The organism is Leifsonia sp. NPDC058292, from assembly GCF_042880955.1.
Lineage (GTDB): Bacteria > Actinomycetota > Actinomycetes > Actinomycetales > Microbacteriaceae > Leifsonia.
The window spans coordinates 52,959-76,752 of the sequence record NZ_JBHVYL010000011.1 but is presented as its reverse complement, the minus strand read 5'-3'; the positions used below and the strand labels follow the sequence as shown (position 1 = coordinate 76,752).

Sequence of the window (23,794 nt, the reverse complement as noted above, 5' to 3'; positions counted from 1 at the left end):
GAGGACCCAGTGGCTAAGGCCAAGTTCGAGCGGACTAAGCCGCACGTCAACATCGGAACCATCGGTCACGTTGACCACGGCAAGACGACGCTCACCGCAGCGATCTCCAAGGTGCTTGCTGACAAGTACCCGTCGGCGACCAACGTTCAGCGCGACTTCGCGTCGATCGACTCGGCTCCGGAAGAGCGTCAGCGTGGTATCACGATCAACATCTCGCACGTCGAGTACGAGACCCCGAAGCGCCACTACGCGCACGTTGACGCCCCTGGGCACGCCGACTACATCAAGAACATGATCACCGGTGCCGCTCAGATGGACGGCGCGATCCTCGTGGTCGCCGCCACCGACGGCCCGATGGCCCAGACCCGCGAGCACGTTCTGCTCGCCAAGCAGGTCGGCGTCCCCTACCTGCTCGTCGCGCTGAACAAGTCCGACATGGTCGACGACGAGGAGATCCTGGAGCTCGTCGAGCTCGAGGTTCGCGAGCTTCTCTCCAGCCAGAACTTCGATGGCGACAACGCCCCCGTCGTTCGCGTCTCGGGCCTCAAGGCTCTCGAGGGCGACGAGAAGTGGGTCGAGTCGATCGTCGAGCTCATGGATGCCGTCGACAACTCCATCCCCGACCCCGTGCGCGACAAGGACAAGCCGTTCCTGATGCCGATCGAGGACGTCTTCACGATCACCGGTCGTGGAACCGTCGTCACCGGCCGCGCCGAGCGTGGAACCCTCGCCATCAACTCCGAGGTCGAGATCGTCGGCATCCGCCCGACGCAGAAGACCACGGTCACCGGTATCGAGATGTTCCACAAGCAGCTCGACGAGGCATGGGCCGGCGAGAACTGTGGTCTGCTCCTCCGTGGAACCAAGCGCGAGGACGTCGAGCGCGGTCAGGTCGTCGTGAAGCCGGGTTCGGTCACGCCGCACACCAACTTCGAGGGCACCGCCTACATCCTCTCGAAGGACGAGGGTGGACGTCACAACCCGTTCTACGCGAACTACCGTCCGCAGTTCTACTTCCGTACCACCGACGTCACCGGCGTCATCACGCTGCCCGAGGGCACCGAGATGGTCATGCCCGGCGACACCACCGACATGACGGTCGAGCTGATCCAGCCGATCGCCATGGAAGAGGGCCTCGGCTTCGCCATCCGTGAGGGTGGCCGCACCGTGGGCGCTGGTACCGTCACGAAGATCATCAAGTAGTCTTCCGAGACTTCTGAGAAAGGGTCGGGCCTTCGGGCCCGGCCCTTTTCTTCGTTGCGCGGCTGCCCCTCAAATTGGGGCACGTCTAGAATGAGAATTTCTCACTAACCCCTGACAAGCGCATCGCCCTTCCCCTAAGCTGAGTAAACCTCATTACCCGAGTGAGGCGCGACTCGCACCACCAAGGGGGTCTCGACAATGCGACGTCACCTGCACCACACACCCGACACCACGAAGACGAACAGAGAACACCGACGCTCACCGTTCGCCCTCTCCCAGAGCTGGACTGCGCGCATCGCCGCGCCCGCCATCGTGCTCGCTCTCGCACTCACAGGTTTCGCAGCCCCGGCCAACGCCGAGGATGCTCCTGCCGCCGACCCATCGACGACAGCGGCGCCCACCGACCCCGCCCCCGCGGCGGATCCGGCTCCGGCCGACCCGGCTCCGGCCGATCCGGCCCCGGCGGCCGATCCGGCGCCTGCCGATCCCGCACCCGCGGCCGAAGAGGCCGCGGCGCCCGATCCCGAGCCCGCCGCCGCCGCTCCGGCGCCGTCTGACGACGCGCCCGCGACGTCGGAACAGGCATCCGGATCGTCGTCGAACCCGCCGACGGCAGCGCGCGCGGTCCCGTCGTCCGCGCCGTCGAGCCCGCCGCCGTCGAGCGGTTCCTCCACGGGAACGCTCACCGTGGTGAAGCACCTCGAAGACGCGAACGGCAAGCTCATCGACAGCACGCCCGGCGGCTGGGAGTTCACGGCCTCGAGCACGGGCCTCCTCTACAGCCCTCAGTCGCTCACCACGGACGACTCGACGGGCTCGGTGACCTACACGCTCACAGTGCCGGCCGGAGTGTCCTCGGTGCCGGTGACGGTCACGGAGACCCAGCAGGACGGCTACACCCTCGCGCAGCAGTCGGGCGTGAACGCCGTCTGCACCTACGCCGACGGCACCGTCGTCAACGCCGGTGCGCTCGGTTTCGTCGTGAACGTTCCAGGACATCAGAACGTGCGCTGCGTCGTGGTCAATCGCGAGCAGCCCGCCACATGGTCCGTCTCCAAGTCGAGCGACCCGGTCTCCGGAACGACCGTCGAGCCCGGGCAGGAGATCTCGTACACGCTCGACGTGCAGTACACCGGAGGCAAGCTGCCGAGCTCGCTCGTGATCACCGACGACATGTCGGGGGTTCTGAACAACGCGACGCTGGTCGGCGACCTCACGCCCACGCAGGGCACGGCCGAGATCGTGGGAAAGAACCTGGTTTGGACGATCACCGGTTTCGACGACTCGCTGAGCCTCACATACACGGTCAAGGTGAATGACGGCGCGTACGGCGTGCACATCAAGAACGTGCTGACCGTTCCGCCCGGGGGCGTCTGCGACGGCAGCTGCACCACCGACCACCCGACGCCGCACTGGCTGCTCACCAAGACGTCCGACCCGGTCAGCGGTTCGACCGTGCAGGCCGGCCAGCCGATCGTCTACACCCTGAGCGCCGACAACGACTCCGACGGGTCGATCACGGGCGCGACCGCGACGGACTCCCTGGTCGGCGTTCTCGACCACGCGAAGCTGAGCGGCTCGCTCCCCGCATCCCTCAGCCTGTCGGGCACCGCGTTGACCTGGCAGGTGCCCGATCTCGCACCGGGCGAGACGAAGACCGTGTCGTTCACCGTGACGGTGGACGAGGACGCCGCCGGTGTCGTCATCGACAACGTGGTGACGCCCGGTCCGGGCGGGTACTGCCCGCCGGCGCCGCCGTACGGACCGCCGCAGCCCGGCTCGCCGAGCTGCGAGACCACGCACCACGTGCCGTCGGTCGACCTGAGCATCCTGAAGACGCACTCTGCGGCCGACGGTGGCGAGGGCGGTGTCGTCGACTCCGGTAAGGGCGACGTCATCGACTACCAGCTCACGGTGTCGAACAAGGGAACGGACGCGGCGACCGGTATCACGGTCAGCGACCCGATCCCGGCCGGCCTGACCTACGTCGACGGCTCACTCGTCGCTCCTCCCGGCTGGACCGCCGTGCTCACCGGCGGCACGCTGAGCCTCACCTACGCGGGCTCGCTGGCACCGGATGCGACGGCAGTGCTCACGTTCAAGGCGACGGTCGGCGACCTCGTTCGGGCGAACAGCGACTCGCCGTACCCGAACATCGACAACCAGGCGTGCGTGAAGAGCACGGAGCCCGACTCGAACCCGGCGGACAACTGCTCCACCGACACGACGAAGGTCAAGTCGATCGCAGTCGCGGCACAGGCCCTGTGCGTGAACGACGCCCCCGTCGTCTCGTACTCGCTGACGCCGTACAACCTGACGGCCGCACCGACGATCGCGCTGATCTGGTGGACCGCCGACGGCTACGCAGCCCGCAACCCGGCCATCGAGGCCGGTGACCAGGCGGGGCTGATCGCCGACGGAGCCCAGCAGGTCAACTACATCCCGCTTCCTGCAGGGTGGACGAACGGCGAAGCGATCACCGGAACCCAGCTCTGGCCGGGAGCCGGGGTCGACGCCTCGGGCAAGGGCAACGCCTGGCCGGGATGGCGTCAGCTGGATGACGGCACCTGGGTGCTCGATCCTGCCGCACCGTTCTACGACATGCGCAACGGAGCGGTGGTCGAGGTGAGGATCAACCCGACCACTGCGTCGGCCGTCACCTACCCGCCGTCGTCGACGCACTGCGACCCGCCCGTGACCACCACCACGGTGGCCGGAGGCTCGACGGGCCTGGCCGCGACGGGCAGTGATGTGACCATGCCGTTCGTCGGCGGAGCGATCCTGATCGCCCTCGGCGCAGCGTTCATGCTCTGGATGCGCCGCCGCCGCCCGCACGCGGGTTAGGGGTTTACCACACGGCGCGACCGGCGCAGAATGGATGGACCGTTCATTCCGAACGGACCTCCGACGAAGGGAGTGCGTATGGATACCTCAAACCTCGCAAACCAGGCCAAGCCGCTGGACGGGCCTCGGACGGAGAGTTCGGGAACCGCCTGAGCGGAACCATTGGCAACAGCTAGAGAGTGACGGCGCGAGGCGCCACTCGAGAGGGGCCGGGCAGTAGCCCGGCCCCTCTCCTGCGTCCGACACGCCCAACGCGACACGCCCGGGTTGCAGCAATGCGGATACTCTGGCAAACTTGTCTAGTTCAACATTCCGGAACGTGCGTTCAAGCGTGTGCCCGAACCGGATCACTGCCAGGCAGTGCATAGCCCACCGCGAGGTCGTTCATCCGATCAGCGGCAGATGGTTAGGCCGCGGGTAGCAGAACAGAGCTTAATCGACCACCTTCGAAGACATGGGTCACCTATGTCTACGGCCGGTCGGTGAGTTGACAGAAGAAAAGTGGTTGCAACCTGGCGGCGTTCTTGAACGTCCGCCGCCCGCGTCCAATGCGAGCCTCGGCTCGTAAGACGCCATAACAAGAGAGTGAGTCAGACATGGCGGGACAGAAGATCCGCATTCGGCTTAAGTCGTACGACCACGAGGTCATCGACACCTCGGCGCGCAAGATCGTCGACACCGTGACCCGTGCGGGCGCGACCGTCGTCGGCCCCGTGCCGCTTCCGACCGAGAAGAACGTGGTGTGCGTCATCCGTTCGCCCCACAAGTACAAGGACAGCCGCGAGCACTTCGAGATGCGCACGCACAAGCGGCTCATCGACATCATCGACCCGACGCCGAAGGCCGTCGACTCGCTCATGCGTCTCGACCTCCCCGCCGACGTCAACATCGAGATCAAGCTCTAGGGGGGAACATGTCTGCTATCGAGACCAAGACTTCCAAGGGCCTGCTCGGCAAGAAGCTCGGCATGACCCAGGTGTGGGACGAGAACAACAAGCTCATCCCCGTCACCGTGATCGAGATCACCCCGAACGTGGTCACCCAGGTTCGCACCCCCGAGGTCGACGGCTACAACGCCGTGCAGATCGCTTACGGCCAGATCGACCCCCGCAAGGTCACGAAGCCGTCCGCCGGTCACTTCGACAAGGCCGGCGTCACGCCGCGCCGTCACCTCACCGAGGTCCGCACCGCCGATGCCGCTGACTACAGCGCCGGCCAGGAGCTGACCGTCGACGCGACCTTCGAGGCCGGCCAGCTGGTCGACGTCGTCGGAACGTCGAAGGGTAAGGGGTTCGCCGGTGTCATGAAGCGCCACAACTTCAAGGGTGTCTCCGCTTCACACGGTTCGCACCGCAACCACCGCAAGCCGGGTTCCATCGGCGCCTCCTCGACCCCGAGCCGTGTCTTCAAGGGCATGCGCATGGCTGGTCGCATGGGTGGCGAGCGTGTGACCGTCCTGAACCTCAAGGTTCAGGCCGTCGACGCCGAGAAGGGCCTGCTGCTGGTCAAGGGTGCCGTTCCCGGCGCCCGTGGCCGCATCGTTTTCGTCCGCAACGCAGTGAAGGGGGCCTAGTCGCATGGCTACCTCTATTGACGTCCTCGACGTCAAGGGCAAGAAGGCGGGCTCGGTCGAGCTTCCCGCCGACCTGTTCGACGTCCAGACCAACATCCCGCTCATCCACCAGGTGGTCGTGGCACAGCTCGCAGCCGCACGTCAGGGCACTCACAAGACCAAGCGTCGTGGTGAGGTCTCCGGTGCCGGCCGCAAGCCGTTCAAGCAGAAGGGAACCGGTCGCGCTCGTCAGGGCTCGATCCGCGCACCTCAGATGACCGGTGGTGGCATCGTCCACGGACCGGTGCCCCGCAGCTACGCGCAGCGCACCCCCAAGAAGATGATCGCGGCAGCCCTCCTCGGAGCGCTCAGCGACCGCACCCGCGGAAGCCGCCTGCACGCCGTCGAGTCGCTCGCCCTGGGCGAGACCCCCTCGACCAAGGCAGTCGTCGAGTACCTCGGCACCGTCGCCACCTCGAAGCACGTTCTGATCGTGCTCGAGCGCGATGACGAGGTCAGCGCCAAGAGCGTCCGCAACATCCCCACCGTGCACGTGCTGCACTACGACCAGCTGAACGCGTACGACGTGCTCGTGAGTGACGACATCGTCTTCACCAAGAGCGCACTCGAGGCCTTCATCGCGTCCAAGAGCAAGAAGGAAGAGGTGAACGCGTAATGGCCACCGTCAACAAGGATCCGCGCGACGTCATCATCGCCCCGGTCGTCTCCGAGAAGAGCTACGGCCTGATCGACGAAGGCAAGTACACCTTCCTCGTCGACCCGCGCTCGAACAAGACCGAGATCAAGCTCGCCATCGAGAGCATCTTCAAGGTGCAGGTCGCGTCGATCAACACCCTGAACCGTCAGGGCAAGACTCGCCGCACCAAGTTCGGTCAGGGCAAGCGTAAGGACACGAAGCGTGCGATCGTCACGCTGAAGTCCGGTTCCATCGACATCTTCACGGCAGTTGGCTAAGGCCGGGATCTAGAGGAAAACAGACAATGGCTATTCGTAAATACAAGCCCACGACCCCCGGTCGTCGCGGTTCGAGCGTTGCAGACTTCGCCGAGATCACTCGCTCGACGCCTGAGAAGTCGCTGCTCCGTCCGCTGTCGAAGACCGGTGGCCGCAACAACCAGGGTCGCATCACGACCCGTCACATCGGTGGTGGCCACAAGCGCCAGTACCGTGTCATCGACTTCCGTCGCAATGACAAGGACGGCGTGAACGCGAAGGTCGCTCACATCGAGTACGACCCCAACCGCACCGCACGTATCGCGCTGCTCCACTACGTGGACGGCACCAAGCGCTACATCCTGGCCCCGAACAAGCTGGCTCAGGGCGACGTCGTCGAGTCGGGTGCAGGCGCGGACATCAAGCCGGGCAACAACCTGCCCCTTCGCAACATCCCGACCGGTACCGTGATCCACGCGATCGAGCTGAAGCCGGGCGGCGGCGCCAAGATGGCCCGCTCCGCCGGAGCCTCGGTTCGCCTCGTCGCCAAGGACGGCCCCTACGCGCAGCTCCGTCTGCCGTCGGGCGAGATCCGCAACGTCGACGCCCGCTGCCGCGCCACCATCGGCGAGGTCGGCAACGCCGAGCAGTCGAACATCAACTGGGGCAAGGCCGGCCGTATGCGCTGGAAGGGCGTTCGCCCGACCGTCCGCGGTGTCGCGATGAACCCGATCGACCACCCGCACGGTGGTGGTGAGGGCAAGACCTCCGGTGGACGCCACCCGGTCAGCCCGTGGGGCCAGAAAGAAGGCCGCACCCGCCACCCCAACAAGGAAAGCGACAAGCTCATCGTTCGTCGCCGTACCGCCGGCAAGAAGCGTAAGTAGGAGTAGAAGATGCCACGCAGTCTCAAAAAGGGCCCCTTCGTCGACGACCACCTGCTTCGCAAGGTCGTCACGGCGAACGAGGCCAACAGCAAGAACGTGATCAAGACCTGGTCGCGCCGCTCGATGATCATCCCGGCCATGCTGGGTCACACCATCGCGGTGCACGACGGTCGCAAGCACATCCCGGTGTTCGTCACCGAGACCATGGTCGGGCACAAGCTCGGCGAGTTCGCGCCCACCCGCACCTTCCGTGGACACGTGAAGGACGACAAGAAGGGTCGTCGCCGCTAACGCGGTGACGTAAGGAGGAGAGAAATGGTGGAGTCGATCGCCCGCGTGCGACACATCCGCGTAACCCCCCAGAAAGCTCGTCGCGTCGTCAACCTGATCCGCGGCAAGCAGGCACAGGAGGCCTTGGCCATCTTGAAGTTCGCCCCCCAGGGTGCGAGCGAGCCGGTGTACAAGCTCGTCGCCTCGGCCATCGCCAACGCGCGGGTCAAGGCAGACGCCTCGAACACCTACCTGGATGAGCAGGACCTGTACGTCAGCAGCGCATACGTCGATGAGGGCACCACCCTCAAGCGTTTCCAGCCGCGCGCTCAGGGCCGTGCCTTCCGCATCAACAAGCGCACCAGCCACATCACGGTCGTCCTCGCGACGCCGGACGAGGTTCAGGACGCCAAGCCAGCCAAGGCGAGCACCGCGAAGAAGGCGAGCAAGTAATGGGTCAGAAAGTCAATCCATACGGCTTCCGTCTGGGAATCACCACCGACCACGTGTCGCGCTGGTTCTCCGACAGCACCAAGCCGGGCCAGCGTTACAGCGACTTCGTCGCCGAGGACGTCAAGATCCGTCGTCTGCTGCAGACGTCGCTCGACCGTGCGGGCGTGTCCCGCATCGAGATCGAGCGCACCCGTGACCGCGTCCGCGTCGACATCCACACCGCCCGTCCGGGCATCGTGATCGGTCGTCGTGGCGCCGAGGCCGAGCGAATCCGCTCCGACCTCGAGAAGCTCACGAAGAAGCAGATCCAGCTGAACATCCTCGAGGTCAAGAACCCCGAGGCCGACGCTCAGCTCGTCGCCCAGGGCATCGCCGAGCAGCTCTCCGCACGTGTGGCCTTCCGCCGCGCGATGCGCAAGGGCCTGCAGGGTGCCCAGCGCGCCGGCGCCAAGGGTGTCCGCATCCAGGTGTCCGGTCGTCTCGGCGGCGCCGAGATGAGCCGCTCGGAGTTCTACCGCGAAGGCCGTGTGCCGCTGCACACGCTTCGCGCCAACATCGACTACGGCTTCTACGAGGCCAAGACCACGTTCGGTCGCATCGGTGTCAAGGTGTGGATCTACAAAGGCGACATCACGAACAAGGAACTCGCTCGCGAGCAGGCGAACACCAAGTCGACCCGCCCCGAGCGCAACGACCGTCCGCGTCGCGGCGGCCGCACCAACGCCCCGGCCGAGACCGCGCCGGCGGCGGCAGGAGTTGAGGCATAACCATGTTGATCCCACGCAGAGTCAAGCACCGCAAGCAGCACCACCCCGGCCGTTCCGGCCAGGCCACTGGTGGCACGAAAGTCAGCTTCGGTGAGTTCGGTATCCAGGCACTGACCCCCGCATACGTGACCAACCGTCAGATCGAGTCCGCTCGTATCGCGATGACGCGTCACATCAAGCGTGGTGGAAAGGTGTGGATCAACATCTACCCCGACCGTCCGCTCACGAAGAAGCCGGCCGAAACCCGCATGGGTTCCGGTAAGGGTTCGCCCGAGTGGTGGGTCGCGAACGTCAAGCCGGGCCGGGTCCTCTTCGAGGTCTCGGGTGTCGACGAGCAGCTCGCTCGTGAGGCCATGACCCGTGCAATCCACAAGCTGCCCCTCAAGGCACGCATCATCAAGCGCGAGGAGGGCGACGCGTAATGGCGATCGGATCCAAGGAGCTCGCATCCGCTGAGCTCGACACTTTCGAAGACGAGCGACTCGTCGACGAGCTGAAGAAGGCCAAGGAAGAGCTGTTCAACCTGCGCTTCCAGTCGGCCACCGGTCAGCTCGAAAGCCACGGCCGCCTGCGCGCCGTGAAGCGCGACATCGCTCGTATCTACACGGTCATCCGCGAGCGTGAGCTCGGCATCCGGCCCACGCCGGCTCCTGCCGAGGTCGCCGCTCCGAAGGCCGAGAAGAAGACCGCGAAGACCAAGGCCAAGAAGGAGACCGCCCCCGAGGTGGCCGCCGACGACGCCACCGAGACTGAGGAGGCCAAGTAATGGCTGAGACCACCAAGGCCAAGAAGGCCGAGGAGACGGTGGCCGACGAGGCCCTCGTCCGTGGGTACCGCAAGACCCGACGCGGCTACGTGACCAGCGACAAGATGGACAAGACCATCGTCGTCGAGGTCGAAGACCGCGTGAAGCACCCCCTGTATGGCAAGGTCATCCGCCGCACCTCCAAGGTGAAGGCGCACGATGAGAACAACACCGCCGGCATCGGCGACCTCGTTCTCATCAACGAGACCCGTCCGCTGAGCGCCTCCAAGCGGTGGCGCCTGGTTGAGATTCTGGAGAAGGCCAAGTGATTCAGCAGGAATCCCGAGTCAAGGTCGCTGACAACACGGGTGCCAAGGAGCTCCTCACCATCCGTGTGCTCGGCGGCTCCGGCCGTCGTTACGCGGGCCTCGGCGACACGATCGTCGCCACGGTCAAAGACGCGATCCCCGGCGGAAACGTCAAGAAGGGCGACGTCGTCAAGGCTGTCATCGTGCGCGTGGTCAAGCAGACCCGTCGCGCCGACGGCTCGTACATCAAGTTCGATGAGAACGCCGCAGTGATCTTGAAGAACGACGGTGACCCCCGCGGCACCCGTATCTTCGGACCGGTCGGTCGCGAGCTCCGCGACAAGAAGTTCATGAAGATCATCTCGCTGGCACCGGAGGTTATCTAAGTCATGGCGAAGAACATCAAGAAGGGCGACCTGGTTCAGGTCATCTCTGGTGCGAGCCAGGCCCGTGGCGGCGACAAGGGCAAGCAGGGTCGCGTCATCGAGGTTCAGGTCGAGAAGAACCGCGTCATCGTCGAGGGCGTCAACTTCGTCACCAAGCACGTGCGCGTCGGACAGACGCAGCGTGGCACGAAGACCGGCGGCATCGAGACGCACGAGGCTCCGATCCACGTGTCGAACGTCGCCCTGATCGACCCCGAGACCAAGAAGCCGACCCGCGTCGGCTTCCGCTCCGAGACTGTGACGAAGGACGGCGTCTCCAAGACGGTCCGCGTTCGTTACGCCAAGAAGTCAGGTAAGGACCTGTAATGGCAGACACTGCAACCGCTGCTGGCAAAATCCAGCCGCGTCTCAAGCAGAAGTACAAGAACGAGATCTCGGCTCAGCTGAGCAAGGACCTCGGTTTCACCAACCCGCACCAGGTGCCGGGTCTCGTGAAGATCGTCGTCAACATGGGTGTCGGCGAGGCTGCTCGCGACGGCAAGGTCATGGATGGTGCGGTCGCCGACCTCACCAAGATCACCGGCCAGAAGCCGCAGGTCACGAAGGCCCGCAAGTCCATCGCCCAGTTCAAGCTGCGCGAGGGTCAGCCGATCGGCGCGCACGTCACACTGCGCGGCGACCGGATGTGGGAGTTCCTCGACCGCCTGATCTCGCTCGCACTTCCCCGTATCCGCGACTTCCGCGGTCTGTCGGACAAGCAGTTCGACGGAACCGGCAACTACACCTTCGGTCTCACGGAGCAGGCTATGTTCCACGAGATCGACCAGGACAGGATCGACCGCGTTCGCGGAATGGACATCACTGTGGTGACCACCGCGAAGAACGACGAAGAGGGCCGCGCACTGCTCAAGCAGCTGGGCTTCCCCTTCCGTTCCAACGAGGCCGCCAACTAGTCCTCACCCTGTCGGGCCGGCCGAACCGGCCGGCCCGCTTCCACCACAGGTCGTCAGTCGTGTAACGGCTGAACGAAACCTGGTGAACAAAGGAAACATCTGCAATGACAATGACAGATCCGGTCGCAGACATGCTGACCAGACTGCGCAACGCGAACTCGGCGCACCACGACACCGTGTCGATGCCGCACTCGAAGCTCAAGGCGCACATCGCCGACATCCTGAAGGCGGAGGGTTACATCGCCGCCTGGGACGTCGAGGACGCACGGGTCGGACAGACCCTCACGCTGAGCCTCAAGTTCGGCCCGAACCGCGAGCGTTCCATCGCCGGTATCAAGCGCGTCTCGAAGCCCGGACTCCGCGTGTACGCGAAGTCGACGGAGATCCCCAAGGTTCTCGGCGGGCTCGGCGTCGCCATCCTGTCCACGTCCTCCGGTCTTCTGACCGACCGGCAGGCTGAGAAGAAGGGCGTGGGTGGGGAAGTCCTCGCCTACGTGTGGTAGTTCGACATGTCGCGTATTGGAAGACTGCCCATCGACGTCCCGAACGGGGTCGATGTGAAGATCGACGGCCAGGCCGTCACCGTCAAGGGTCCGAAGGGTGAGCTCTCGCTCACCGTCGCCAACCCGATCGAGGTCAAGCTGGAAGAGGGCAAGGTGCTCGTCACCCGCCCCGACGACGAGCGCGCTTCGCGTTCGCTCCACGGCCTGACCCGCACCCTGATCAACAACCAGATCATCGGCGTCACCGAGGGATACTCCAAGGGACTCGAGATCGTCGGCACCGGTTACCGCGTGGCGCAGAAGGGCGCGGGCGTCGAGTTCGCTCTCGGCTTCTCGCACCCGGTCAACGTCGAGCCGCCTGCGGGCATCACGTTCACGGTGGAGGGCAACAACAAGCTCACCGTCAGCGGGATCGACAAGCAGGCTGTCGGTGAGGTCGCCGCCAACATCCGCAAGATCCGCAAGCCCGAGCCCTACAAGGGCAAGGGTGTGCGCTACGCCGGCGAAGTTGTCCGCCGCAAGGCCGGAAAGGCTGGTAAGTAACCATGGCTCTCGGAACCAGAGGAAAGAGCAAGTCCGCTGCGCGTTCGCGCCGCCACACTCGCCTTCGCAAGAAGGTCGAGGGCACCGCGCTCCGTCCCCGTCTCGTCGTCACCCGTTCGGCCCGTCACGTGTTCGTGCAGGTCGTCGACGACAGCCAGGGCCGCACCGTGGCGTCCGCCTCGACGATGGAGGCAGACCTCCGCAGCTTCGACGGTGACAAGACCGCCAAGTCCCGCAAGGTCGGCGAGCTCGTCGCCGAGCGCGCGAAGGCTGCGGGCATCGACGCCGTCGTATTCGACCGTGGTGGCAGCAAGTACGCGGGTCGCGTCGCAGCTGTCGCCGAAGGAGCTCGAGAGGGTGGATTGAACCTGTGAGCGACGTACAGAACAACAAGGAGCAGACTGTGGCCTCGGATGCAGCCGCGCCGGTGGAGACCGCCGCATCCACAACCAGCACGCAGAACGAGCCTCGTGAGGCTCGCCGCGGCGGTCGTGAGCGCAACCCCAACCGTGATCGCGGTAGCCGCGACGCAGACAAGAGCCAGTTCCTCGAGCGCGTTGTGACCATCAACCGCGTCTCGAAGGTCGTCAAGGGTGGTCGTCGCTTCAGCTTCACCGCCCTGGTGGTCGTCGGAGACGGCAACGGTCTGGTCGGTGTCGGGTACGGCAAGGCCCGTGAGGTGCCGCTCGCGATCTCGAAGGGCGTCGAGGAGGCGAAGAAGAACTTCTTCCGCGTCCCCCGCGTCGGAAACACCATCCCGCACCCGGTGCAGGGTGAGGCCGCAGCCGGTGTGGTGCTCTTGCGCCCCGCCGCCGCCGGTACCGGTGTTATCGCCGGTGGCCCCGTGCGCGCCGTGCTCGAGTGCGCCGGCATCCACGACGTGCTCAGCAAGTCGCTCGGTTCGTCGAACACGATCAACATCGTGCACGCGACCGTCGAGGCGCTGCAGCAGCTCGAGGAGCCCCGTGCAGTCGCAGCCCGTCGTGGGCTCGACTACGACCAGGTCGCCCCCGCGCGTCTGCTTCGTACCGAGGCAGCGCTGGCTGAGGCCGCCGCGACCGCGAAGGCAGGTGCCTGATGGCTGCTCGTCTGAAGATCACGCAGATCAAATCCAAAATAAGTGAGAAGCAGAACCAGCGCGACACGCTTCGCAGCCTGGGTCTGAAGCGCATCGGTGACGTCGTGGTTCGCGAGGACAACTCGCAGAACCGCGGGTACGTCAACACCGTCGCTCACCTTGTCAAGGTCGAGGAGATTGACTAATGGCCGACGCTAAGAACGCCGCCGAAAAGGAAGCAACCAAGAAGGCTGCCGCCGACAAGCCGGCCGCCGAGAAGAAGGCGCCTGCGAAGGCTGCGGCCCCCAAGGCCGCCGCTGCGAAGAAGGCTCCTGCCAAGGCTGCCGCCGACAAGCCGGCCGCCGAGAAGAAGCCCGCCGAGAAGAAGCCCGCCGAGAAGAAGGCGCCTGCGAAGGCTGCCGCACCCAAGGCTGCTGCTTCTTCGAAGGACGACACCGTCGCCGCCAAGGCCGACAAGCCCGCAGCGAAAAAGGCTGAGACCACGGAGAACCGCGAGCACGTGCTCAAGGTCCACCACCTCCGCCCCGCCGCCGGCGCCAAGAAGGACCGGACCCGCGTCGGACGCGGTGAAGGCTCGAAGGGTAAGACGGCCGGTCGCGGTACCAAGGGAACCAAGGCGCGCTACTCGGTGCGCCCCGGCTTCCAGGGTGGCCAGCTGCCGTTCTACATGCGGGCTCCGAAGCTTCGCGGCTTCAAGAACCCTTTCCGCGTCGAGTACCAGGTCGTGAACCTGGAGAAGCTCGCCGAGCTCTACCCGTCGGGTGGTGACGTCACCGTCACCGATCTCGTCGCCAAGGGCGCCGTTCGCAAGAACGAGAAGGTCAAGGTTCTCGGCAATGGAGACATTGCGGTTAAGCTGAACGTTGTGGTCGACAAGGTCTCCGGCTCCGCCGAGCAGAAGATCGTCGCCGCAGGTGGGTCCGTCAAGTAGTCACCCGGGTCTCGGAATCTCAGGTTCCGGCAATGACCCCGTAAAGTAGTGCAGTCGGGTGATCAGGCCATCTGGTCACCCGGCTGACTCCTTACAGGAAAGCAGGACGCAACTTGTTTAGCGCCGTCGCGCGGATCTTCCGCACGCCAGATCTTCGCCGGAAGATCGCCTTCACCCTGGGTATCATCGCCCTCTTCCGTCTGGGATCGTTCATCCCGGCGCCGTTCGTCGATTTCGGCAACGTGCAGGCGTGTCTGAACGCTAATCAGGACACCTCCGGCCTCTACTCGCTCGTCAACCTGTTCTCGGGTGGCGCGCTCCTCAAACTCTCGATCTTCGCGCTCGGCATCATGCCGTACATCACCGCGTCGATCATCGTGCAGCTGTTGCGTGTGGTCATTCCGCGCTTCGAGACCCTCTACAAAGAGGGCCAGGCCGGTCAGGCCAAGCTCACGCAGTACACGCGTTACCTCACGATCGCGCTCGGCGTCCTGCAGTCGACCACGCTGATCACCGTCGCCCGCAGCGGCGCACTGTTCGGAACGACCGCGGTCTCCCAGTGCACGCAGCTCATCACCGACGACTCCTGGTACGCCATCATGCTCATGGTCATCACCATGACCGCCGGCACGGGCCTCATCATGTGGATGGGCGAGCTCGTGACCGAGCGCGGCATCGGCAACGGCATGTCCCTGCTGATCTTCACGTCCATCGCGGCGCAGTTCCCGACCTCGCTGATCGCCATCGCGCAGTCGCAGGGCATCGAGTTGCTCATCGTGGTGATCGCCATCGGATTGCTGATCGTGATGGCGGTGGTCTTCGTCGAACAATCGCAGCGGCGCATCCCTGTGCAATACGCCAAGCGGATGGTCGGCCGGCGCACTTACGGCGGCAACAACACCTACATCCCGATCAAGGTCAACATGGCCGGTGTCGTGCCTGTGATCTTCGCATCGTCGCTGTTGTACCTGCCCGCCCTGATCGCGCAGTTCAACCAGCCGGCGGCCGGTCAGGCTCCGGCGGCGTGGGTGACCTGGATCACCAACTACCTCACCAAGGGCGACCACCCGCTCTACATGCTGTTGTACTTCCTCCTCATCGTGGGCTTCACCTACTTCTACGTGGCGATCACGTTCAACCCTGAAGAGGTCGCCGACAACATGAAGAAGTACGGCGGCTTCATCCCGGGCATCCGCGCCGGGCGTCCGACCGCCGAGTACCTCGACTACGTTCTGACTCGAGTGACCCTCCCCGGTGCCATCTATCTGGGTCTGATCGCGCTGATCCCCTTGGTGGCGTTCGCGCTGATCGGGGCCAGTCAGAACTTCATGTTCGGCGGTACCTCGATCCTGATCATCGTCGGTGTGGGGTTGGAGACGGTCAAGCAGATCGACTCGCAGCTCCAGCAGCGGCACTACGAAGGGCTGCTGCGATGACCCGTCTCCTGATCGTCGGACCCCCCGGCGCCGGTAAAGGCACGCAGGCAGCGCGCATCACCAGCACCTACGGGATCCCCGACATCTCGACGGGCGACATCTTCCGCGCGAACATCAAGAACGAGACGCCGCTCGGCGTGCAGGTCAAGGCGATCGTGGACGCGGGCGACTACGTTCCCGACTCCCTCACCAACGAGCTCGTCAAGGGTCGTCTCGAAGAGGACGACGCTCAGGCCGGGTTCCTGCTCGACGGCTACCCCCGCACGCTGGAGCAGGTGCACTACCTCGACGACCTCCTGGCGTCGAAGGGGCAGAAGCTCGATGGAGTGGTGCAGCTGGTCGCCGACCAGGACGAGATCGTCTCCCGCCTCACGAAGCGTGCGCAGGAGCAGGGCCGTGCCGATGACTCGGAGGAGGCCATCCGTCACCGCCAGCAGGTCTACCTGCGAGAGACGTCGCCGCTCATCAACGTGTACCGCGACCGTGGTCTGCTGATCGAGGTCGACGGCCTCGGAGCCGTCGACGATGTCGCCGGCCGCATCAAGTCGGCGCTCGGCGAGCGGGGCGTCCTTCCCGTCTCCGAGCGCGACGAGTCGGTGGCCTAGTCTCCTTGGTCTTCAAGCGCTCCCTGTACAAGTCGCCCGCTCAGCTGAGGCTGATGGTGGCGCCGGGTCTCGCGACCGCGGCATCGCTCGACGCCGTGCAGCAGACGGTGGCCGCAGGGCTCTCGACGCTCGAACTGGACGCGCTCGCGGAGCTGGCGATCCTCGCGGCCGGCGGCAAGCCCAACTTCAAGCTCGAGCAGGGCTACCACCACACGGTCTGCGCGTCGGTGAACGACGAGGTCGTGCACGGCATCCCGGGCTCGCGCATCCTGCAGCCCGGCGACATCGTCTCCATCGACAGCGGCGCCATCCTCGACGGGTGGAACGGGGATGCGGCCCGAACGTTCGTGCTGCCCGACCCGGCGCGCCCCGAGCTCGTCGCGGAGCGGCAGAAGCTCTCCGACGTGACCGAGCAGTCGCTCTGGCGGGGGATAGCGCGCCTCGCGTCGGCCTCCCATCTCAACGAGGTCGGCGAGGCCGTCGAAGACTACATCCTCTCCCAAGGCGAGTACGGCATCCTCACCGACTACATCGGTCACGGCATCGGCCGGCGGATGCACGAGGAACCGCCCGTGTTCAACTACCGCGTGCGCGCCAAGGGGCCGGAGGTGAAGCCGGGCCTGGTCGTCGCGATCGAGCCGATGGTGGTTCTCGGCGGCCCCGACACGTACGTGAAAGACGACGGCTGGACTGTCGCGACCGAAGACGGCAAGGCGGCCGCCCACTGGGAGCACAGCGTCGCCGTGCACAAGGACGGCATCTGGGTGCTCACCGCCGAAGACGGCGGCGCGGCGCGTCTCGCCCCGCTCGGCATCGTCCCGACTCCGATCGCTTGATCGCCCGCCTCGTCCGATCGCGCAAAGCGAACGGGGATGATACACAGGGATTCGCGAATTCGCGGGCAATGACCTAAGATTGATCCTTGGTGTCTTGACCGCGTTTTTCGCGTGCCGACATCACAATCAACGCACGACCAGCAATCATTACTTTTAGCGACAGTGAGGCTATGGCCAAAAAAGACGGTGTCATCGAGATCGAAGGATCTGTTGTCGAAGCGCTGCCCAACGCGATGTTCCGCGTCGAGCTGACGAACGGCCACAAGGTTCTTGCCCACATCTCCGGCAAGATGCGTCAGCACTACATCCGAATCCTCCCCGAGGACAGAGTGATCGTAGAGCTGAGCCCCTACGATCTGACCCGCGGCCGGATCGTCTACCGCTACAAGTAAAGGCTGCTGTAAGTAACGGCCACGCCATCGGGTTGCCCCGGGCGAGGTACGAGGACAGCGAACAAAGGTAAGAGAACTATGAAGGTCAAGCCTTCCGTCAAGAAGATCTGCGACAAGTGCAAGGTCATCCGTCGTAACGGGCGGGTCATGGTCATCTGCGAGAACCCGCGCCACAAGCAGCGCCAGGGCTGATCGCAGCCGGCGACCGGTGGGATGCGAATCCCGCCGGTCGCTCACAACTCAATAAAGAAACGATGGCAACACCAGAACCTGCTTCGGCAGGGGACACCCCCGGTTGGAGGCCGGGGCACCGGAGTTGCTGCAGACCTCCACACACTCACAGGAGCAAGCCACAATGGCACGTCTAGCAGGCGTTGACATCCCGCGCGAAAAGCGCGTGGAGGTCGCACTCACTTACATCTACGGCGTCGGACGCACGCGGGCACTCAAGACCCTCGCCGACACCAGCATCGACGGCAACATCCGCGTCAAGGATCTCTCCGACGACCAGCTCGTCGCCCTCCGCGACTACATCGAAGGCAACTTCAAGGTTGAAGGTGACCTTCGTCGTGAGGTCGCCGCCGACATCCGCCGCAAGGTCGAGATCGGCAGCTACGAGGGTATTCGCCACCGCAAGGGCCTCCCGGTCCGCGGACAGCGCACCAAGACCAACGCTCGCACCCGCAAGGGCCCGAAGCGCACCGTGGCCGGCAAGAAGAAGGCTCGCTAGGCCTTAGCCAGCAGCCTCGCCTTTAGGATTCAGGAGAAATCATGGCAGCACCCAAGTCGGCCGTTCGCAAGCCGCGCAAGAAAGAGAAGAAGAACATCGCCGTGGGCCAGGCCCACATCAAGTCGACGTTCAACAACACCATCGTTTCGATCACCGACACCACCGGTGCGGTCATCAGCTGGGCGTCATCCGGTGGCGTCGGCTTCAAGGGTTCGCGCAAGTCGACCCCGTTCGCCGCACAGCTCGCCGCCGAGTCGGCCGCGCGTCAGGCGCAGGAGCACGGCATGAAGAAGGTCGACGTCTTCGTCAAGGGTCCGGGCTCGGGCCGCGAGACCGCGATCCGCTCGCTTCAGGCCGCCGGCCTCGAGGTCGGTTCGATCAACGATGTGACCCCGCAGGCGCACAACGGTTGCCGCCCGCCGAAGCGTCGCCGCGTCTAAGTAGCTGTAGCAGTATCCATTTTCTCGCAAGCGAGGGATGCCGCCGGCTTCGCCGACGCCATCCCTCGCACGCGATCTAACGCAAGTGTCATATAGCGGACACTTAGCCGAAAGGAATAAACAGTGCTGATTGCACAGCGTCCTACGCTCGCCGAAGAGAACATCTCGGAGTTCCGCTCGCGGTTCGTCATCGAGCCGCTCGAGCCCGGCTTCGGGTACACCCTCGGCAACTCGCTTCGCCGCACGCTCCTCTCCTCGATCCCCGGCGCTGCCGTGACGAGCATCCGCATCGACGGTGTTCTGCACGAGTTCAGCACCGTTCCGGGCGTGAAGGAAGACGTCACCGAGATCATCCTGAACATCAAGGGTCTCGTGGTCTCGAGCGAGCACGACGAGCCCATCACCGCCTACCTCCGCAAGACCGGCTCCGGCCAGGTCACGGCCGCCGACATCTCGGCGCCCGCCGGTGTGGAGATCCACAACCCCGAGCTCGTCATCGCCACTCTCAACGAGAAGGCGAAGTTCGAGGTCGAGCTGACCATCGAGCGTGGCCGCGGCTACGTGTCGGCGACCCAGAACCGCAACGAGTACAGCGAGGCGGGCCAGATCCCGATCGACTCGATCTACTCGCCGGTTCTCAAGGTCACGTACCGCGTCGAGGCCACCCGTGCCGGTGAGCGCACCGACTTCGACCGCCTCGTGGTCGACGTGGAGACCAAGCCCGCGATCAGCCCGCGCGACGCCATCGCTTCGGCCGGCCGCACGCTGACCGAGCTGTTCGGCCTCGCCCGCGAGCTGAACACCGCTGCCGAGGGCATCGAGATCGGCCCCGCGCCGGTCGACGCCGTTCTCAGCTCCGAGCTGTCGATGCCGATCGAGGATCTCGACCTGTCGGTCCGCTCGTACAACTGCCTCAAGCGTGAGGGCATCAACACCGTGAGCGAGCTCGTGTCGCTCTCGGAGACGCAGCTGATGAACATCCGCAACTTCGGTCAGAAGTCGGTGGACGAGGTCAAGGACAAGCTCACCGAGATGGGCCTCTCGCTCAAGGATTCGGTTCCCGGCTTCGACGGCGCCCACTTCTACAGCGGCTACGAAGAAGACGAGACCAACGTCTGAGATTCGTCTTCGCGACGAGCCCTGACAGATCACCACTGACGACTTTCACAAACTGGAGATAACCGATCATGCCCAAGCCCACCAAGGGCCCCCGCCTCGGAGGCGGCCCCGCGCACGAGCGTCTGATGCTCGCCAACCTGGCGGCTGCGCTCTTCACGCACAAGAGCATCAAGACCACCGAGACCAAGGCGAAGCGCCTTCGTCCGCTCGCCGAGCGTCTCATCACGTTCGCGAAGCGCGGCGACCTGCACGCCCGTCGTCGTGTGCTCACCGTCATCCACGACAAGACCGTCGTGCACGAGCTCTTCACCGAGATCGCTCCGCTGGTCGCTGAGCGTGAGGGCGGCTACACCCGCATCACCAAGCTCGGGTTCCGCAAGGGCGACAACGCTTCCATGGTGCAGATCGAGCTCGTTCTCGAGCCCGTCACCCCGAAGGTGAAGTCGACCAAGTCGTCCACGAAGGCCGCTCCGGTCGCCGAGCCCGTCGCTGAAGAGGCGCCGGCCGAGGCCACCGCCGAGACCGAGGCCACCGAGGCCGAGGTCGTCGAGGAGAGCACCGGCGACGCCGCTGCCTCCGAGGAGACCACCGCCGAGGCTGAGGCCGAGAAGGCGTAACACCCTCCGCAGGTTCGAAGGCCCCGCATCCGTTCTCGGATGCGGGGCCTTCTGCTGTTCGGGCAGCGAGCCCCGAGATCTCGACGTGGATACACGCGGATACAGTGGAGCGCATGGCCGACAACCTTGCACCCGACGACCTGAAGCCGGTGAACGAGCGTCTCACCGCACCGGCGAGCTACCGCCCCGCGCATCCGCTGGTCGCCGAGTGGCGGGCAGCGACGGCGGACGACGTCGAGGCGGTCTGGCAGCTGATGCAGGCGATCGACGGCGCCGACCACCCCAACTATCTGACGTCGCGTGAGGAGGCGGAGGAGGACTTCGGGTACTCGTTCGTCGACCTCTCGACCGATTCGATCATCGCTGTCGCGGCCGACGGAACCTTCATGGCGGTCGGCCTCGTCGTGATGCCTCCGTTGCAGAGGACCCTCGTTCGGTCTTTCCTGCGCGGCGGCGTGCATCCAGACCACCGCGGTCAGGGCATCGGCCGTGAGCTCCTCGCCTGGTCGCAGACTCGTGCGCAGCAGCAGCTCGCGGCCTCAGAGAAAAGACTGCCGGCCTGGATTCTCGCCTATGCGGACGAGCGGGCGCCGCAGAACGTGCGACTGCTGGAGCGCGCGGGTTTCTCCATCGCGCGCTACTTCGTGGCCCTGGAGCGAGACCTCAGCGAGCGGATCGATGAGGTGGAGCCGCACCCCGGCATCCGCATCGTGCCGTTCTCGGACGACCTGGTCGAGGCGACGCACGCGGCCATCACCGACTCCTTCCGCGATCACTGGGCCAGTCAGCCGATGAGCCCGGAGCAGTGGCAGGCGTGGCGCGACGGGAGCTTCCGGCCGGATGTCTCCTTTGTCGCTCTCGCAGAGGGCGACAGCGGAACCGAGGTGGTCGGCTTCGTGCTCTGCCAGGTCAACGAAGACGACTGGACGGCTCAGGGATTCACGGGCGCCTACATCGGGTTCGTCGGCACTCGACGGGCCTGGCGCGGGCGACGGATCGCTCCCTCGCTGCTCGGCCGCGTGCTGCGTGCCTGCGCCGACCAGGGCTGGGAGAGGGTCACGCTCGACGTCGACTCGGAGAGCCCGACGGGCGCACTCGGGTTGTACACGCGCTCCGGATTTCGCCCCACCACCTCGGAGCTGGCGCTCACCCGAGAATTCTGACCCGACCCGGGCGGCCGGGCAGTCCGCCTATTGGGGGCGCGGGCCCGCTTTGTCCCAGGGATTCGCAACGCGCACGGGGGAGCGTTCCGCGAGGCGCAGGAGTGCACTGTGCAGGGCGTCGGAATAGATTCGGCCGCCCTTCATGCCCGGATGGATCTGATCGTCGGCGAGCAGATCGAGATGCGGGGCGATCGACTGCTGCCACTCGGCGATGACGACCTGTTTCGGATGCTCGCCGGCGAAAGCGCGAAGCGTCTCGTTCACGCCGGGGGTCCACGAACGCGGGGCTTGCACCGACACGAGCACCAGTCGGCGGTCGTCGCCGATCGTCTGGCGCAAGCGCTCGAGTGAATCGGCGGAGATCGATCCGTTGGTGCCGAGGCCCACGAGCACGACCTTGCGAAGGGACCCGGCCGCCTTCGCGTGCTGAACGAGGTCCGGCGCCTTGCTCATCTGGCGTGACACCACCGCGTCGATCGAGATGCCCGGGAACCTCTCCTGCAACGCGGGCGCGGAGGCGAGCATGACCGAGTCGCCGAAGGCCGAGATGTCGGGCCCGGTGGCCACGGGATGCGGGTCGGGCGGCACCCGCAGCGTCTCCCAGTCTCCGGTCGGCGGCCTATGCGTCGCAGGATGCTGCGATTGCGGCTGGTTCTGGAGAGACGCCTTGCCGTTCTCGATGAAACCCTGCGCCCCGGTGCCCGTGGGGGCCAGCACGATCGCGGCGGCGGTGCCGACCGTCAACAGTGTGGCGACGGTGATCGTGGCGATGCCGGCGGTTCGTGCACCGGCCGAGGCGCGCATCCGTCGCGCGCCGAGCCGCACCACTCCGCGAACACCGTGTCGGCGGATCGGGAGCTCGACGTAGCGATACGAGAGAAGGGTGGCGGCGGTCGCGATCGCGAGCGAGCCCAGGCCGACGAGCGCGGCGACCGAGGGGTCGTTCTCGTCGGGGATGATGGCGCAGACGAGCACGAACACCGACCAGTGCCAGAGGTACAGGCCGTACGACCGCGTGCCGACGTAGCGCAGCGGGCGCGCGTCGAGCGCGCGGCCCAGCCAGGAGCCCGGCGACACGGCAGCCCAGATCACGATGCCCGTCAGCGCGCTGACGATGACGAGTCCGCCGCGGTAGGTGAACGCTGCGTCGTCGTGCATCGCCCAGGCGGCCCAGAGCACGCCGGCGAACGACGCGAGGCCCAGTGCGGGCAGACCGCGACGGGTGAAGGCCTGCATGGCGGTCTCGCCGGCATCCAGGTCGATCGGGCGCATCCGCGAGACCAGGATGGCGACAGCTGCCCCGATGGCCAGCCCGAAGCTGTGGGTGTCCGAACCGAAGTAGACCCTCGTCGGGTCGCCGCCCGGTGTGTAGAGCACGAACATGGCGGCCGCGGATGCGAGGGCGATCGAGCCGACGATCGCGAGCCGCACCCACCACGAGCGCACCAGCGCGAGCGCGAGGATCGCCATGGGCCAGACGAGGTAGAACTGCTCTTCGACGGCGAGCGACCAGAGATGCCGAAACAGTTCGGGCGCGTCCTGTGCGAAGTAGCTGCTGTTCGCCGCGATCGAGAGCCAGTTGGCACTGAACGTCGCCGCGCCCAGCACCTGACGCCCGAGGCCGACGAGCACGTCGCCGCCGATCGCGAGCGCCGCCGTCGAGCACACCACCACGAGCACGGCGATCGCGGGCATGAGACGTCGCGCTCTGCGCACCCAGAAGCGCTTGAGGCCGATCCTCCCGGTGCGGGCGCGCTCGCGCATGAGCAGACTCGTGATGAGGAATCCGCTGATCACGAAGAACACGTCGACGCCGATGAAGCCGCCTGGCAGGATGCCGGGGAACAGGTGGTAGACCAGCACGGCGGCGACGGCAACGGCGCGAAGGCCGTCCAATCCCGCGAACCGCTTGGCGCCGACGGCGGGGCGGGACAGGGAGATCTCCGGGTGGAGGGAGAGCTCTGGTGGGGCAGGGGGAGGGGCGGGGGAAGTCAGGCTGGAAGTCACAGGTGGAGTCATCGGGGTCGAGTCGAGCGACGAGAACCTCCACGATAACAACGCCCGCTGACAGTTCTCCGC

General features: G+C 65.6%; 33 protein-coding genes. 32 read left to right on the top strand and 1 reads right to left on the bottom strand.

Going from position 1 to position 23,794, the window contains the following annotated elements; translation table 11 throughout:
* The first annotated feature begins 9 nt into the window (after window positions 1-9).
* The 32 genes from tuf (at window position 10) to ACFVWR_RS08605 (ending at window position 21,715) form a co-directional block, all read left to right on the top strand.
* Complete coding sequence (gene tuf / locus ACFVWR_RS08760; protein WP_387210123.1) at window positions 10-1,203, top strand: elongation factor Tu; 1,194 nt, start codon at window positions 10-12, stop codon at window positions 1,201-1,203.
* 198 nt (window positions 1,204-1,401) lie between these two features.
* Window positions 1,402-4,047 carry a hypothetical protein gene (locus tag ACFVWR_RS08755; RefSeq protein ID WP_387210121.1) on the top strand — a complete coding sequence of 882 codons (2,646 nt, stop codon included), beginning with the start codon at window positions 1,402-1,404 and terminating at the stop codon, window positions 4,045-4,047.
* A 596-nt stretch (window positions 4,048-4,643) separates the two neighbouring features.
* Window positions 4,644-4,952 carry a 30S ribosomal protein S10 gene (rpsJ, locus tag ACFVWR_RS08750; RefSeq protein WP_005050520.1) on the top strand — a complete coding sequence of 103 codons (309 nt, stop codon included), beginning with the start codon at window positions 4,644-4,646 and terminating at the stop codon, window positions 4,950-4,952.
* 8 nt (window positions 4,953-4,960) lie between these two features.
* A complete protein-coding gene (gene rplC / locus ACFVWR_RS08745; protein ID WP_387210119.1) occupies window positions 4,961-5,620 on the top strand; it encodes a 50S ribosomal protein L3 in 660 nt (219 codons plus the stop codon).
* Between the two features lie 4 nt (window positions 5,621-5,624).
* Complete coding sequence (gene rplD, locus ACFVWR_RS08740; RefSeq protein WP_387210117.1) at window positions 5,625-6,275, top strand: 50S ribosomal protein L4; 651 nt, start codon at window positions 5,625-5,627, stop codon at window positions 6,273-6,275.
* A complete protein-coding gene (rplW, locus tag ACFVWR_RS08735; RefSeq protein ID WP_387210115.1) occupies window positions 6,275-6,574 on the top strand; it encodes a 50S ribosomal protein L23 in 300 nt (99 codons plus the stop codon). The genes rplD and rplW overlap by 1 nt, the downstream gene beginning before the upstream one ends.
* 26 nt (window positions 6,575-6,600) lie before the next feature.
* Complete coding sequence (gene rplB / locus ACFVWR_RS08730; protein ID WP_387210113.1) at window positions 6,601-7,440, top strand: 50S ribosomal protein L2; 840 nt, start codon at window positions 6,601-6,603, stop codon at window positions 7,438-7,440.
* 9 nt (window positions 7,441-7,449) lie between these two features.
* Window positions 7,450-7,731 carry a 30S ribosomal protein S19 gene (rpsS, locus tag ACFVWR_RS08725; RefSeq protein WP_166877044.1) on the top strand — a complete coding sequence of 94 codons (282 nt, stop codon included), beginning with the start codon at window positions 7,450-7,452 and terminating at the stop codon, window positions 7,729-7,731.
* Window positions 7,732-7,755: 24 nt separating this feature from the next.
* A complete protein-coding gene (rplV, locus tag ACFVWR_RS08720; protein ID WP_387210110.1) occupies window positions 7,756-8,163 on the top strand; it encodes a 50S ribosomal protein L22 in 408 nt (135 codons plus the stop codon).
* Window positions 8,163-8,930, top strand: coding sequence for a 30S ribosomal protein S3 (gene rpsC, locus ACFVWR_RS08715; RefSeq protein ID WP_387210108.1), 768 nt, complete (start codon window positions 8,163-8,165; stop codon window positions 8,928-8,930). The genes rplV and rpsC overlap by 1 nt, the downstream gene beginning before the upstream one ends.
* 2 nt (window positions 8,931-8,932) lie before the next feature.
* Window positions 8,933-9,352 carry a 50S ribosomal protein L16 gene (gene rplP, locus ACFVWR_RS08710; RefSeq protein ID WP_223691817.1) on the top strand — a complete coding sequence of 140 codons (420 nt, stop codon included), beginning with the start codon at window positions 8,933-8,935 and terminating at the stop codon, window positions 9,350-9,352.
* On the top strand, window positions 9,352-9,696 hold the full coding sequence (gene rpmC, locus ACFVWR_RS08705; RefSeq protein ID WP_387210105.1) for a 50S ribosomal protein L29: 345 nt from the start codon (window positions 9,352-9,354) through the stop codon (window positions 9,694-9,696). Before rplP ends, rpmC begins: the two co-directional genes overlap by 1 nt.
* Window positions 9,696-10,004: a 30S ribosomal protein S17 gene (rpsQ, locus tag ACFVWR_RS08700; RefSeq protein WP_387210103.1), complete on the top strand. Its 309-nt coding sequence runs from the start codon at window positions 9,696-9,698 to the stop codon at window positions 10,002-10,004. The genes rpmC and rpsQ overlap by 1 nt, the downstream gene beginning before the upstream one ends.
* On the top strand, window positions 10,001-10,369 hold the full coding sequence (gene rplN, locus ACFVWR_RS08695; protein ID WP_387210101.1) for a 50S ribosomal protein L14: 369 nt from the start codon (window positions 10,001-10,003) through the stop codon (window positions 10,367-10,369). Before rpsQ ends, rplN begins: the two co-directional genes overlap by 4 nt.
* 3 nt (window positions 10,370-10,372) lie before the next feature.
* The gene (rplX, locus tag ACFVWR_RS08690; RefSeq protein ID WP_163287595.1) at window positions 10,373-10,735 is read left to right on the top strand and encodes a 50S ribosomal protein L24; all 363 of its coding nucleotides are present in this window, start codon (window positions 10,373-10,375) and stop codon (window positions 10,733-10,735) included.
* Window positions 10,735-11,322 (top strand): 50S ribosomal protein L5, encoded by a 588-nt coding sequence (rplE, locus tag ACFVWR_RS08685; protein ID WP_387210099.1) that lies wholly within the window; start codon window positions 10,735-10,737, stop codon window positions 11,320-11,322. The genes rplX and rplE overlap by 1 nt, the downstream gene beginning before the upstream one ends.
* Before the next feature lie 104 nt (window positions 11,323-11,426).
* Window positions 11,427-11,825, top strand: coding sequence for a 30S ribosomal protein S8 (gene rpsH / locus ACFVWR_RS08680; RefSeq protein ID WP_387210097.1), 399 nt, complete (start codon window positions 11,427-11,429; stop codon window positions 11,823-11,825).
* A gap of 6 nt (window positions 11,826-11,831) precedes the next feature.
* Window positions 11,832-12,368, top strand: coding sequence for a 50S ribosomal protein L6 (gene rplF, locus ACFVWR_RS08675; RefSeq protein ID WP_387210095.1), 537 nt, complete (start codon window positions 11,832-11,834; stop codon window positions 12,366-12,368).
* Between the two features lie 2 nt (window positions 12,369-12,370).
* Window positions 12,371-12,742 carry a 50S ribosomal protein L18 gene (gene rplR, locus ACFVWR_RS08670; protein WP_387210093.1) on the top strand — a complete coding sequence of 124 codons (372 nt, stop codon included), beginning with the start codon at window positions 12,371-12,373 and terminating at the stop codon, window positions 12,740-12,742.
* Complete coding sequence (gene rpsE / locus ACFVWR_RS08665) at window positions 12,739-13,446, top strand: 30S ribosomal protein S5 (protein ID WP_387210091.1); 708 nt, start codon at window positions 12,739-12,741, stop codon at window positions 13,444-13,446. The genes rplR and rpsE overlap by 4 nt, the downstream gene beginning before the upstream one ends.
* Entirely contained in the window at window positions 13,446-13,631 is a 186-nt protein-coding gene (gene rpmD, locus ACFVWR_RS08660; protein ID WP_387210089.1) for a 50S ribosomal protein L30, read from the top strand. The genes rpsE and rpmD overlap by 1 nt, the downstream gene beginning before the upstream one ends.
* On the top strand, window positions 13,631-14,377 hold the full coding sequence (rplO, locus tag ACFVWR_RS08655; RefSeq protein ID WP_387210087.1) for a 50S ribosomal protein L15: 747 nt from the start codon (window positions 13,631-13,633) through the stop codon (window positions 14,375-14,377). Before rpmD ends, rplO begins: the two co-directional genes overlap by 1 nt.
* 113 nt (window positions 14,378-14,490) lie before the next feature.
* Window positions 14,491-15,813, top strand: coding sequence for a preprotein translocase subunit SecY (gene secY / locus ACFVWR_RS08650; RefSeq protein WP_387210085.1), 1,323 nt, complete (start codon window positions 14,491-14,493; stop codon window positions 15,811-15,813).
* Window positions 15,810-16,418 (top strand): adenylate kinase, encoded by a 609-nt coding sequence (locus ACFVWR_RS08645; protein ID WP_387210083.1) that lies wholly within the window; start codon window positions 15,810-15,812, stop codon window positions 16,416-16,418. The genes secY and ACFVWR_RS08645 overlap by 4 nt, the downstream gene beginning before the upstream one ends.
* A gap of 5 nt (window positions 16,419-16,423) precedes the next feature.
* Window positions 16,424-17,254 (top strand): type I methionyl aminopeptidase, encoded by an 831-nt coding sequence (gene map / locus ACFVWR_RS08640; RefSeq protein ID WP_387210081.1) that lies wholly within the window; start codon window positions 16,424-16,426, stop codon window positions 17,252-17,254.
* Window positions 17,255-17,424: 170 nt separating this feature from the next.
* Complete coding sequence (gene infA / locus ACFVWR_RS08635; protein ID WP_021759551.1) at window positions 17,425-17,646, top strand: translation initiation factor IF-1; 222 nt, start codon at window positions 17,425-17,427, stop codon at window positions 17,644-17,646.
* A gap of 78 nt (window positions 17,647-17,724) precedes the next feature.
* Complete coding sequence (gene rpmJ, locus ACFVWR_RS08630; protein WP_021759549.1) at window positions 17,725-17,838, top strand: 50S ribosomal protein L36; 114 nt, start codon at window positions 17,725-17,727, stop codon at window positions 17,836-17,838.
* A gap of 163 nt (window positions 17,839-18,001) precedes the next feature.
* Window positions 18,002-18,376 (top strand): 30S ribosomal protein S13, encoded by a 375-nt coding sequence (gene rpsM, locus ACFVWR_RS08625; RefSeq protein WP_387061967.1) that lies wholly within the window; start codon window positions 18,002-18,004, stop codon window positions 18,374-18,376.
* A 41-nt stretch (window positions 18,377-18,417) separates the two neighbouring features.
* Complete coding sequence (gene rpsK / locus ACFVWR_RS08620) at window positions 18,418-18,816, top strand: 30S ribosomal protein S11 (RefSeq protein WP_055821293.1); 399 nt, start codon at window positions 18,418-18,420, stop codon at window positions 18,814-18,816.
* Between the two features lie 123 nt (window positions 18,817-18,939).
* Window positions 18,940-19,935: a DNA-directed RNA polymerase subunit alpha gene (locus ACFVWR_RS08615; protein ID WP_387210079.1), complete on the top strand. Its 996-nt coding sequence runs from the start codon at window positions 18,940-18,942 to the stop codon at window positions 19,933-19,935.
* A gap of 68 nt (window positions 19,936-20,003) precedes the next feature.
* Window positions 20,004-20,552, top strand: coding sequence for a 50S ribosomal protein L17 (rplQ, locus tag ACFVWR_RS08610; protein WP_387210077.1), 549 nt, complete (start codon window positions 20,004-20,006; stop codon window positions 20,550-20,552).
* A gap of 113 nt (window positions 20,553-20,665) precedes the next feature.
* A complete protein-coding gene (locus ACFVWR_RS08605; protein WP_387210075.1) occupies window positions 20,666-21,715 on the top strand; it encodes a GNAT family N-acetyltransferase in 1,050 nt (349 codons plus the stop codon).
* Between the two features lie 27 nt (window positions 21,716-21,742).
* Here ACFVWR_RS08605 and ACFVWR_RS08600 read toward each other — a convergent pair whose 3' ends face one another.
* Complete coding sequence (locus ACFVWR_RS08600) at window positions 21,743-23,722, bottom strand: acyltransferase family protein (RefSeq protein WP_387210073.1); 1,980 nt, start codon at window positions 23,720-23,722, stop codon at window positions 21,743-21,745.
* Window positions 23,723-23,794: the final 72 nt, after the last annotated feature.

What these genes read in the sequence shown, in the direction of transcription:
- ACFVWR_RS08755 (WP_387210121.1), top strand. Translation starts at nt 1,402, where the DNA reads ATGCGACGTCACCTGCACCACACACCCGACACCACGAAGACGAACAGA.
- rpsJ (WP_005050520.1), top strand. Translation starts at nt 4,644, where the DNA reads ATGGCGGGACAGAAGATCCGCATTCGGCTTAAGTCGTACGACCACGAG.
- rplC (WP_387210119.1), top strand. Translation starts at nt 4,961, where the DNA reads ATGTCTGCTATCGAGACCAAGACTTCCAAGGGCCTGCTCGGCAAGAAG.
- rplD (WP_387210117.1), top strand. Translation starts at nt 5,625, where the DNA reads ATGGCTACCTCTATTGACGTCCTCGACGTCAAGGGCAAGAAGGCGGGC.
- rplW (WP_387210115.1), top strand. Translation starts at nt 6,275, where the DNA reads ATGGCCACCGTCAACAAGGATCCGCGCGACGTCATCATCGCCCCGGTC.
- rplB (WP_387210113.1), top strand. Translation starts at nt 6,601, where the DNA reads ATGGCTATTCGTAAATACAAGCCCACGACCCCCGGTCGTCGCGGTTCG.
- rpsS (WP_166877044.1), top strand. Translation starts at nt 7,450, where the DNA reads ATGCCACGCAGTCTCAAAAAGGGCCCCTTCGTCGACGACCACCTGCTT.
- rplV (WP_387210110.1), top strand. Translation starts at nt 7,756, where the DNA reads ATGGTGGAGTCGATCGCCCGCGTGCGACACATCCGCGTAACCCCCCAG.
- rpsC (WP_387210108.1), top strand. Translation starts at nt 8,163, where the DNA reads ATGGGTCAGAAAGTCAATCCATACGGCTTCCGTCTGGGAATCACCACC.
- rplP (WP_223691817.1), top strand. Translation starts at nt 8,933, where the DNA reads ATGTTGATCCCACGCAGAGTCAAGCACCGCAAGCAGCACCACCCCGGC.
- rpmC (WP_387210105.1), top strand. Translation starts at nt 9,352, where the DNA reads ATGGCGATCGGATCCAAGGAGCTCGCATCCGCTGAGCTCGACACTTTC.
- rpsQ (WP_387210103.1), top strand. Translation starts at nt 9,696, where the DNA reads ATGGCTGAGACCACCAAGGCCAAGAAGGCCGAGGAGACGGTGGCCGAC.
- rplX (WP_163287595.1), top strand. Translation starts at nt 10,373, where the DNA reads ATGGCGAAGAACATCAAGAAGGGCGACCTGGTTCAGGTCATCTCTGGT.
- rplE (WP_387210099.1), top strand. Translation starts at nt 10,735, where the DNA reads ATGGCAGACACTGCAACCGCTGCTGGCAAAATCCAGCCGCGTCTCAAG.
- rpsH (WP_387210097.1), top strand. Translation starts at nt 11,427, where the DNA reads ATGACAATGACAGATCCGGTCGCAGACATGCTGACCAGACTGCGCAAC.
- rplF (WP_387210095.1), top strand. Translation starts at nt 11,832, where the DNA reads ATGTCGCGTATTGGAAGACTGCCCATCGACGTCCCGAACGGGGTCGAT.
- rplR (WP_387210093.1), top strand. Translation starts at nt 12,371, where the DNA reads ATGGCTCTCGGAACCAGAGGAAAGAGCAAGTCCGCTGCGCGTTCGCGC.
- rpmD (WP_387210089.1), top strand. Translation starts at nt 13,446, where the DNA reads ATGGCTGCTCGTCTGAAGATCACGCAGATCAAATCCAAAATAAGTGAG.
- rplO (WP_387210087.1), top strand. Translation starts at nt 13,631, where the DNA reads ATGGCCGACGCTAAGAACGCCGCCGAAAAGGAAGCAACCAAGAAGGCT.
- ACFVWR_RS08645 (WP_387210083.1), top strand. Translation starts at nt 15,810, where the DNA reads ATGACCCGTCTCCTGATCGTCGGACCCCCCGGCGCCGGTAAAGGCACG.
- infA (WP_021759551.1), top strand. Translation starts at nt 17,425, where the DNA reads ATGGCCAAAAAAGACGGTGTCATCGAGATCGAAGGATCTGTTGTCGAA.
- rpmJ (WP_021759549.1), top strand. Translation starts at nt 17,725, where the DNA reads ATGAAGGTCAAGCCTTCCGTCAAGAAGATCTGCGACAAGTGCAAGGTC.
- rpsM (WP_387061967.1), top strand. Translation starts at nt 18,002, where the DNA reads ATGGCACGTCTAGCAGGCGTTGACATCCCGCGCGAAAAGCGCGTGGAG.
- rpsK (WP_055821293.1), top strand. Translation starts at nt 18,418, where the DNA reads ATGGCAGCACCCAAGTCGGCCGTTCGCAAGCCGCGCAAGAAAGAGAAG.
- rplQ (WP_387210077.1), top strand. Translation starts at nt 20,004, where the DNA reads ATGCCCAAGCCCACCAAGGGCCCCCGCCTCGGAGGCGGCCCCGCGCAC.
- ACFVWR_RS08605 (WP_387210075.1), top strand. Translation starts at nt 20,666, where the DNA reads ATGGCCGACAACCTTGCACCCGACGACCTGAAGCCGGTGAACGAGCGT.